Below are 9,111 nucleotides of genomic sequence, written 5' to 3' on the forward strand. Positions count from 1 at the left end.
GTACCGAGCTCCCTTTTAACGAGGAAAATGCCCTGAAGGTAACTGGCTTGCAACAGTCAATCAGCAAAGTGATTGATGAACGCAATGCAGCGAATACAAGCCTGGCGAATACCAGAAATGATCTTAAAGAAGCAGAGACACAAATCGCCGAACTTATGAGTGCAGGTCAGGAAGGCAGGGACATTTTGCGGAAAGAATATGAGCAGAAACTGGCTTTATCTTCCAAACAGCGCAAGGCAATGGAGCGTGCTGAGCGGGAGCAAAAAGCGCGATTTGAGAAAGTACAGTCAATGTTCGACGCTAGTGAGGCCAACGTTTACCAGCAGAGGCAGAATGTTTTGATCTCCGTGCATGGATTTAAGTTCCCAACAGGTCGAAGTGAAATAGATGCGGTAAATTTCCCGTTATTGAACAAGATTACCAAATCCATAAAGATCTTTCCCAATTCCCGCATTCAGGTGGGTGGTCATACCGATGCTACGGGAGATGACAGTTTTAACCAGCGATTGTCGCAACAACGGGCAAGGAAAGTTGCCAGGTTTCTCTCTGAGGTGGGAAATATTTCAGCAGATCGAATTGTTGCATACGGCTTCGGTGAATCAAGACCTGTCGCCAGCAACGAAACAGCCGATGGACGTGCTGCCAATCGTCGTGTAGATATAATTATTTTCAATGAATAGTACTACGATGTCGCTAAAGCGCTAGCCTAACAGCCAATTTTGCGTTCATCATTGACGTGCCTTATGATAATGAAACTGGTAAAAATATTTTTGGTAGCAAATATTATATAACTTAATTTAAGTAGTTTGACTAAATAATCGGGCTTTCAGAATCGGGAGAAGGTATCAGGTCGGGTGTATGTACCTCCTGGAATTCGTCCACCTTGGCTTCGACTTCCTTAATGTCTTCAAAACGCGCTATATGGTATAGCGCATCACCTTCATTAACTAACGGTAGATTCGTTCTTCCGATTACGATACCACTGAAAGGCGCTATTATTTGAATTTCTCGCTCACCGAATGGGTCGGCAACAACACCTAGCAGGGTGTTTTTCTTTACCCGGCCGCCCAGTGGAATCATTGCTCTGAGGATTCCGCTGTCCTGTGCGCGTATCCATGCGCTGGAACGCGCCACCACGGGATCAATCTGTTTTTTGGATTTTCGGCGACTGGGGGGTAGCATCTCTAACATTCGCATCACATTCACTATGCCATTGACCCCCGCGCGAATGCATACTTCATCAAAGCGCAATGCTTCACCGGCTTCGTAGAGCAACATGGGTATACCATGCTCTGCGGCAGCTTCTCTTAGAGAACCGTCACGTAAATTCGACGATATAATTACAGGTACATTAAATGCTCGAGCCAGTTTTTCTGTCTCAGCATCATCAAGATTTGCTCTTATTTGAGGAAGGTTAGTACGGTGCTGAGCACCTGTGTGCAGATCGATGCCATGGGTACTTTGAGCCACAATTTCTTTCATAAACAGATTGGCAAGCCTTGCCGCTAACGAGCCTTTTTCACTTCCCGGAAATGATCGATTTAGATCCCGTCGGTCTGGAAGATAGCGAGAATGGTTTATCAGGCCGTGAACATTAACGATGGGGACGGCAATAATGGTTCCAGAAACTCGTTTTAAAGCAGGAAGCTTTAACACACGACGAATGATTTCCACGCCATTGATTTCATCACCATGGATTGCGGCACTGATAAACAGTATCGGACCCGAATGCTTGCCACTCACCACGTGTACAGGAATTGTCATTGGCGCGTGGGTGTACAAACGTCCAGCAGGTAAGTCTAAGGTGGTACGGGTACCGCGTTGTACCGTGACACCATTAATCGTGACTGATTCCGCATTCATTCTTCAGGTAAGCTCTCACCCCTTGCCGCGAGTACGTGTCTTGTGTGGTTTTGCGTTTTTCTCTATAAATTGAATAATCATTCCGGCAACATCTTTACCGGTTGCAGATTCAATACCCCCGAGGCCAGGGGATGAGTTAACTTCCATGACCAATGGTCCACGTTCCGATCGCAAGATATCAACACCCGCAACATTTAAGCCCATCACCTTAGCAGCTTTAGCAGCTGTTGCGCGTTCTGCAGGCGTTAGTTTTATTAATGAAGCACTACCGCCGCGATGCAAATTAGATCGGAACTCACCCGGTTGCGCCTGGCGTTTCATCGCGGCCACTACTTTTTCGCCAATGACAAGACAACGAATATCGGCTCCGCCGGCTTCCTTGATATATTCCTGTACCATGATGTTGGCTTTCAAGCCCATGAAGGCCTCAATGACACTCTCAGCCGCTTTTTTGGTTTCGGCCAGAACCACACCAATACCCTGGGTTCCTTCCAGTAGCTTTATAACCAGAGGTGCGCCGCCGACCATCTTGATTAAATCCTGTATATCATCCGGATCGTGGGCAAAACCGGTATTCGGCAAACCCACCCCTTTGCGCGCCAGTAATTGCAGGGATCGTAACTTGTCCCGAGAACGAGTAATGGCAACAGATTCATTAAGGGGGTAAGCACCCGTCATTTCAAATTGCCTTAATACGGCTGTGCCATAAAAAGTGACAGACGCGCCGATTCTTGGAATGACAGCGTCAAATGCATCCAGTTCTTTTCCGCCTATATGAACGTCAGGTTTGCTAGCCACTACTTCCATATAACAGCGCAAAACATCCAGTACCACCGGTTCATGTCCCCGTTGTTCGCAAGCTTCGATCAAGCGTCGTGTGGAATATAGCTTTTTATTCCGTGACAAGATAGCAATTCTCATAATCTCCCCTTGTTACTTTAGTTTTCTGCATTTTCCGGTTTGCCAAATAAAAATGAAGCAGCGGGATTAACAATAATTCTTTTCTCCATTGCTGTACGTCCTATTAACATACGAAATCGCATCGTATCGCGATTAGTCAATGTTATTTCGATGGGCCATTTGTGTTCACCCATCACCAGTTGAGTTGAGATGACGTAACGTTCTTCCTGGTGACCACCGGAGTCGGTGACAACCCGTTCGTCGATGACTTCCGCTTCACAATATATTTCTGTATCGCTATCGTGCTGGTGTGGATGTATGCCAAAGCGTACCCATTTTTGCTGGTTCTTTTCAAAGGGTTCTACACTAAAAGCATGCAGGCAGGAAGTCCTGGCGCCAGTATCTATTTTGGCCTTTAGCCAGGGTAAGCTTAAATCCGGGAGGTAAACCCATTCCCGCCATCCCACTGTTACTAGATCATCTTCTTTTGTTTTATTCACATTGTTAATGAAGCGAAGGGTTCAAGTTTCCGGTTGAGCACGAAATTTAATGTCGTTAACAATAGCCAATTTTAGTCAAGACAACCACAATACCAGCACAAGTTTCGCAAGAATTATCCCTTTTTTTCTATGGGATTCCACGAGAGTTTGTGGGCTGGTTAAGTCTCATACAAATCTGCTCTGTGATTATAAATGGCGTAACAGGTTTGTTTTTTTATTATGTAACATTTCCGGTAAACAGGTAAGGAAAGATTTTTTTTACACCCTGACTACTGATCTGTATCAAAAAAAGCCCGCGGCTTGCGCCACGGGCAATCAGTGAGAGTATATTGACCTGATTTAAGTTTCTGCTAGGCCGCCCTAGCACTACCCCCACTGGGTCGATTGGGTTCTACATCGGATCTGTTCTGTCCGAACAGTGTCACAATGTTGTCGCCAACATACGAAGTTGTCACCTGCGGTTGATGGGTACCAATTTCAAACATTGCGTAAACAGGGTCCCATTGCATAATCGCGCTACTAATGATCGGAATTGCCATTAGAGCCAGTACTACCAGCCACGGGTCAGCAACGCTGGTTAACATCATGGTCGCCATAATCAGGGCGGTACCAAGCAAGTAGCGTACTAGCGTATCGGCAGTGCTGATGTTTTTGCCATAAAACCTGTTGTTGTCGTACCTGTGCTTAATACTCTGCACATGCAGGAAAGCATACAGGGGACACCAGCGAGCAATAGCCGTAAACAGAACCGGAATCGCTACCAGCGAGGTTAAAGCAGCGTATTCTGCATCAACACCCTGATAAAATAACGGTACGGAAATTAAGCTGGCACCAATCGCAAACCGGATATAACGGTCCACGGTGCCCACATTGGTATTCGTATCAATAACTAAAGTTTGCGTTTTCATTGAAACACACACTCCTGTGAAAGAATTAACATGAACTAGTGGGCGGGGCTTGCAGACGAACAGCTGAGGTTTTTACCTTACATCAAGTACCTTACATTAAGTACCTTACACGAAGTGCTTTGGGCTGTCCCACACCTACCCAACCGGGTAGATGGGGGTAATTATGGATTCACCTGATAAAAAGTCCAATGATAGTTTTTGATCGAAAAGATCAGATAATTTTCTAATTAAATAGTCAGTTAACATAAACTGACGTTGCCTGGGCAGAGGAAGTCTTACCGGGTATCGCTGGTACTAATCGGATGATGGTTCTTCAGTTGCTTCTTTCTGCTTACTCTTTACAAGCTTTTTCCGTTTAGGTTCACGTAACCAGCTTAGCGCTGGTAGCTCCATCAGAGTAGGCTTTGAATACAAAGATATAAAAAGTACCGCTGCCAGGGTAAAAAAATGTATTTCAGGATGAATGAGCAACAGGTGCTTCAGCCAATCCAGTTTAAATAACAGGTAACAAAACAGCGCGATGATTGCCGTCCAGGCCAGCCGGTGCAACGTTATCGTTAAACCGTAGTCCTCATGGGTCGCATAGATTCGGTCGATTAATGTAACCAGAATAACAATTGGCAGGAGAACCGCGCTGGCGTTGGGCTCCATATTAAGAAATTCCATCAGTGAAACCGCAAATGCCATGCTCATTGCCACCAGGGTAAATACGATGACCAGTCTGGGCACACGGGTTAAGCTCTCGGCAATTAACGCTCGCCCGCCCAAACCAAAAACTCCCACAATTGACAAGATAACGCCAACTGTAATCCAGTCAGCATAGACCATTGCCAGTGCTAGCAGGGCTGCGCTAAAAGTGCCGAAGCTGTCAACGCCCACGACTTGCCGAAATATCTGGGTAATTACGGCGCCAAAGGGAAGAATTAACAAGATTGCTAGTAATTGTTGAGTCGTGACGGCCAGCCGTGTCAGGTCTATGATTTGAATCGCCTGCTTCCTGTCTTTTCCCAGCATACCGGCATGGGCTGGCATGGCCTCAATATCGACAGTTGTTTCTACCTCTGTTGGATCTTCAAAATAACTGATGCTTTCACGGTCATAAGCCAGGGCAAGATAGTGGGGTGGTAATTCTCCACTGTAACCATGTTCGATATCGTAGGGTAACCACTGCCCGTCCTCGTACACTTGTGCCCAATAATGTAAATCGGCGTCAATTGCTTCTTTCAGGCTTACACCGACAACCAGGCGAGCTGGAATGTTGGCGGCACGGCTCAGTGCAACGAATGCCATGGTTTTACCCAGTGCGTTACCACGCATTTGCGACAGCACACCCGGTACATCATTGAAAGCCAGGTCAGGCACTAGCACGATCTGTTCATGTGTGTAGTTGTATATTTCCTGAACCAGTGAAGACAAATCGGATACCCCGGTTCTTATAGTGGAAAGTGCTTCTGCCAATGCAGAGTCATTTAGTGCCATGCTGTTGGCGTCATCCAGGAACTGCGTCTTTTGCTTGACGGTTAATTCTGATTTTCGCTGAAACTTGTCAATCCAGTGCCCACTGTCACTGGCGTGCACAGTATATTCGGCCACTAACTGTTGCTCGCCGGGTTGATCCGGAACAGCGGTAATCTCATTAAAATAACCGGTTAATTTCGATGGCCGTTTCAATGTAACGTTGGGGTGCTTGATTGACTGGTGAACCACCTTGATAAATGGTGACTCGCTGGGTACTGCAACGTGTAATGTGGTTGACTCACTGCTCGAGTTGAAACGAGTTGTCAGCGTCATATTCCAGATACGATCTCCCACGGGTACGGCATCAACTTGTGTGGCACTATGGCGCATATTCATTATCAGGATACCAATTACTATCAAGCCAGTCGCAAAAAAGATAGTATTCCTGGTATTGAATGGTTTTTGAGTTTTAGTTTTTGATTTCATGCTAAACTATATTTAATAAGACTGTTTATAGTATCAAGCCTGACAAAGCGCGGTTGATTGTACGTATAAGTGAGATCTTTATATGTTAACTCCAAAAGTTCCGCTTTCAATAGTATACCTGTTCTTTTCATGTATTTTTTTAGCCGCTCCCGTGTGGGCGGAAACAAAGCAGGTGAGTGGGTGGATTGAGAAGGTGGCGGTAATCGATAGAGCGTTTGTGTTGCCAGCAAAAATAGATACCGGTGCCAGGAATTCTTCCATTCATGCCGAAAATTTTAAAATATATACCAAACAGGGTACGGATTGGGTGCGTTTTACTGTCACAACAAATAATGAGTCCAGGGATATTGATCAACCCATCAAGCGCTATGCGAAAATAAAGCAAAAAGGCAATAGACCCCCCAGGCAACGTCCCGTGATTGTCATGGCTGTTTGCCTGGGTAATGTACGTAAGGAAGTCGAGGTAAACCTGGTTGATCGAGCGAACTTCAACTACCCGATGTTAGTTGGCAGGAGTTTTCTCGCAGGTAGTTTTGTCGTTGATTCAGGCGAAAAGTTTCTGACTACACCACAGTGCAATTTCTAAGCGACATTGCCGTAATCTATCTACAGTTTCACCAGCCCCATTTTTGATAGATATTCAAGTTTTCCTTTGCTTTTAAAAACTCGATGAATTTCTGTGCCTGGAATTTATTTTTACTTTTACTCATTATTGCAACCGGCGTTCCCCGGAGTCGTTTGTAATGGTCCAGGACTTTTATCAGGTGCGCTGAGCCTTTTACATAATAGTGCCAGGATTGAAATGTAATCCATGCGTCTAGATCCTTATTCGAATTCCATTGCTCGATTGCTTCAGTATTTGATTTTGCAGAGACCAGGATATTATTTTGAATCTTTGCAACCATTTCTCTTTTTGCTGTCATATCTTCCCAGAGACCGGACTGATCTGCACCATCAACAACTATTAGCTTTAGATTAGGCTGGCCTAAATCTGAAAATGAGGCAATTTTTTTATTGCTGCCTTTACGAACCAGTATGCCGCTCATCCTGGGATATAGGGAAGTTCTGCTGGCCTTGTCGATTAAGCCTGGACTGGATCTGAGGATCTGGTTGAGCTGGTATTCCGCGCCGCAAACAATGATATCGCCAGTCTTTTGCGCTTGCTTTATCCAGGCTTGACTGGCAGCGCCGGATACAATCTCAATATTAACCCCGTGTTTTTCTTTATAAATGCCGGCTAATTCTGAGAGTGGTTTATCTAATCCATTTATCGCAAAAATTTTCAGATTTTGATTCTGTGCAATTGCAGGCGTGAATGGGTAGGTGACCAGAAAAACCAGCAAGCAGAATGAAAAATATTTGAATTTAAGCATTATTTTTTTTCCGCATTACTGCAATTCCAGGTGATGTTAAGAATTCGTCTGATTTATCCTTGCTCGCCAGCGAAATTTTTTAATTTTTCCATCTTTTCAGCGATACAATTTTCGATTAATTTATTCTGTTCTTCTTCCGCGGCAATGTCAGCATAAAGTTCCGTGCACTGAGCAGTAATTTCAGTGACATTAATTTCAATAGCAGAAGAATCTCTTTGCTCTTCATCTTCAGCCGCAACTATATTAGCGCATAGAGATAATGTAGTTAAAAAACAACATATTTTCCATAGTTTGTGCGACTTCATTTCAGCACCTCTTTAATATTTAAAATAAATCCTGCTCATTAACTTCTGATACGCAATATCAATACGAAAACTTATCGCTATTATATTGCCGCTAATTTGGAAATATAAAGTAATTATTGTTTATCGTGACGATGAAAATTGATAATTTCAGGGCCCTCAATAAAAGCCTGGGCTTTCGCGGACTTTGGCTGCCAGTTGTATCAATCGATTTTCGTAATCATCACCATTTAAATTTTTCGCTGTATTTTTCTGAAAAAATAACCAAAATTATCAGGGTCATTCAATTGCATGGAACCGTCCTTGTTCTGTGTCCAGTTGTCTGGCATGAATCGGGTTGCGCATTAATGCTCACTCGTATCGTAGGATATCTTTAGGAGACCAAAAAGTGAAAAAATCCTTTTACTTGATCGTTTTATTAATTGCAGGAATCTTCTATTTTTCCAGTGCAGTAGCTTCTCAAGAAGGGCAAGATGGCCAGCAATCTGTTGAGCCTAGCGGCGATGAAATTGTTGCTATGTGTGAAGACAAATATAGTGCTGAAAACTATGCAGACGAAGAAGAACGCAATGGTTTGATCGACAAATGTATTAATGACAGCATTAATGGTTCCGGATCAGCTGTGCAGGAAGGTTAATAGTCAGATGATTCGAGGACGGTGATACGAAAAAGCACTGTTCTCGGATCTGTTCCCTGTTTTTTACCGGTACATAAAGGTGAGTGTGATGGAGTGGTTATCTTTTGATTTCGAAGATGAGGCAGATCAGGGCGAAAATGAACTGGACCTGGATTCTCAACCCAACTCAATTGTGTCAAAGCGGAGGTACAATGATCCGCGCCGCCTTATTGAAATTATGCAGGAACAAAAACTATTACGGGAACAGCTTGGAGAAATTACCGAATAGAAACACTGTATATTACAGATAACAATGTGAATCTAAAAAAATGCTAAATACACTAGATATTCCCGAAGAGAAAAGACTGTACACGCGGCTTTGGAGTAGAATACCGGTAAAAATTGTTTATGGCGATAGATTGTTGGCGCGTTGTTACACTGCGAACATTAGTGTCGGCGGTATACTGATTAATTCAAGCCTGGGATTTACCGAAAATTCGCTTATTCAAGTTATATTCGACGTGGACAAAGCGCATTGTCTTTATGGTGTGTGGATTCCGGCAATCGTTGTACGCTGTACAAATAGCCAGATTGCAGTGTCCTTTGAGAGCCTGGAGAAAGGAACTGAAGAATTAATAAGTGCCTGCTATGTAAGTAGCTATCCTGCGTTCTACTAGTAGACTATGGTAACAGTTGTACGTGAAA

Annotated in this window: 12 protein-coding genes; 5 read left to right on the forward strand and 7 right to left on the reverse strand. The window is 44.1% G+C overall.

The genetic code is table 11. The features are described from left to right. Positions 1 to 680, forward strand: a 680-nt coding sequence (locus ACWVCM_RS04815) for an OmpA family protein (protein WP_455200582.1), incomplete at its 5' end; no start/stop codon positions are given. 130 nt (positions 681 to 810) lie between these two features. On the opposite strand, the gene ACWVCM_RS04820 is transcribed toward ACWVCM_RS04815, so the two are convergent. The 5 genes from ACWVCM_RS04820 to ACWVCM_RS04840 all read right to left on the reverse strand — a co-directional run bounded on the left by ACWVCM_RS04820 (position 811) and on the right by ACWVCM_RS04840 (position 6,115). Then, positions 811 to 1,863, reverse strand: a complete 1,053-nt coding sequence (locus tag ACWVCM_RS04820; protein ID WP_455200583.1) for a succinylglutamate desuccinylase/aspartoacylase family protein — start codon at positions 1,861 to 1,863, stop codon at positions 811 to 813. Between the two features lie 15 nt (positions 1,864 to 1,878). Then, a complete protein-coding gene (gene rimK / locus ACWVCM_RS04825; protein ID WP_455200584.1) occupies positions 1,879 to 2,784 on the reverse strand; it encodes a 30S ribosomal protein S6--L-glutamate ligase in 906 nt (301 codons plus the stop codon). Between the two features lie 17 nt (positions 2,785 to 2,801). Continuing rightward, on the reverse strand, positions 2,802 to 3,263 hold the full coding sequence (locus tag ACWVCM_RS04830) for an ATP-dependent zinc protease family protein (RefSeq protein ID WP_455200585.1): 462 nt from the start codon (positions 3,261 to 3,263) through the stop codon (positions 2,802 to 2,804). Positions 3,264 to 3,613: 350 nt separating this feature from the next. After that, the gene (locus ACWVCM_RS04835) at positions 3,614 to 4,171 is read right to left on the reverse strand and encodes a YgaP family membrane protein (RefSeq protein ID WP_455200586.1); all 558 of its coding nucleotides are present in this window, start codon (positions 4,169 to 4,171) and stop codon (positions 3,614 to 3,616) included. 294 nt (positions 4,172 to 4,465) lie between these two features. Beyond that, positions 4,466 to 6,115: a 7TM domain-containing protein gene (locus ACWVCM_RS04840; RefSeq protein ID WP_455200587.1), complete on the reverse strand. Its 1,650-nt coding sequence runs from the start codon at positions 6,113 to 6,115 to the stop codon at positions 4,466 to 4,468. Between the two features lie 151 nt (positions 6,116 to 6,266). Here ACWVCM_RS04840 and ACWVCM_RS04845 point away from each other — a divergent pair, with 151 nt between their 5' ends. Then, entirely contained in the window at positions 6,267 to 6,701 is a 435-nt protein-coding gene (locus tag ACWVCM_RS04845) for an ATP-dependent zinc protease family protein (RefSeq protein WP_455200588.1), read from the forward strand. 28 nt (positions 6,702 to 6,729) lie between these two features. Here ACWVCM_RS04845 and ACWVCM_RS04850 read toward each other — a convergent pair whose 3' ends face one another. Beyond that, positions 6,730 to 7,488 (reverse strand): extracellular solute-binding protein, encoded by a 759-nt coding sequence (locus ACWVCM_RS04850; protein WP_455200589.1) that lies wholly within the window; start codon positions 7,486 to 7,488, stop codon positions 6,730 to 6,732. Between the two features lie 53 nt (positions 7,489 to 7,541). Then, positions 7,542 to 7,793 (reverse strand): hypothetical protein, encoded by a 252-nt coding sequence (locus ACWVCM_RS04855; RefSeq protein ID WP_455200590.1) that lies wholly within the window; start codon positions 7,791 to 7,793, stop codon positions 7,542 to 7,544. Between the two features lie 385 nt (positions 7,794 to 8,178). Between ACWVCM_RS04855 and ACWVCM_RS04860 the strand changes: the two genes are divergently transcribed. The 3 genes from ACWVCM_RS04860 to ACWVCM_RS04870 all read left to right on the forward strand — a co-directional run bounded on the left by ACWVCM_RS04860 (position 8,179) and on the right by ACWVCM_RS04870 (position 9,083). Then, positions 8,179 to 8,427, forward strand: coding sequence for a hypothetical protein (locus tag ACWVCM_RS04860; RefSeq protein WP_455200591.1), 249 nt, complete (start codon positions 8,179 to 8,181; stop codon positions 8,425 to 8,427). An 88-nt stretch (positions 8,428 to 8,515) separates the two neighbouring features. Beyond that, positions 8,516 to 8,695 (forward strand): PA3496 family putative envelope integrity protein, encoded by a 180-nt coding sequence (locus ACWVCM_RS04865; protein WP_455200592.1) that lies wholly within the window; start codon positions 8,516 to 8,518, stop codon positions 8,693 to 8,695. A 40-nt stretch (positions 8,696 to 8,735) separates the two neighbouring features. Beyond that, entirely contained in the window at positions 8,736 to 9,083 is a 348-nt protein-coding gene (locus ACWVCM_RS04870; RefSeq protein WP_455200593.1) for a PilZ domain-containing protein, read from the forward strand. Positions 9,084 to 9,111: the final 28 nt, after the last annotated feature.

The sequence above is a fragment of the Kaarinaea lacus genome (assembly GCF_975902315.1).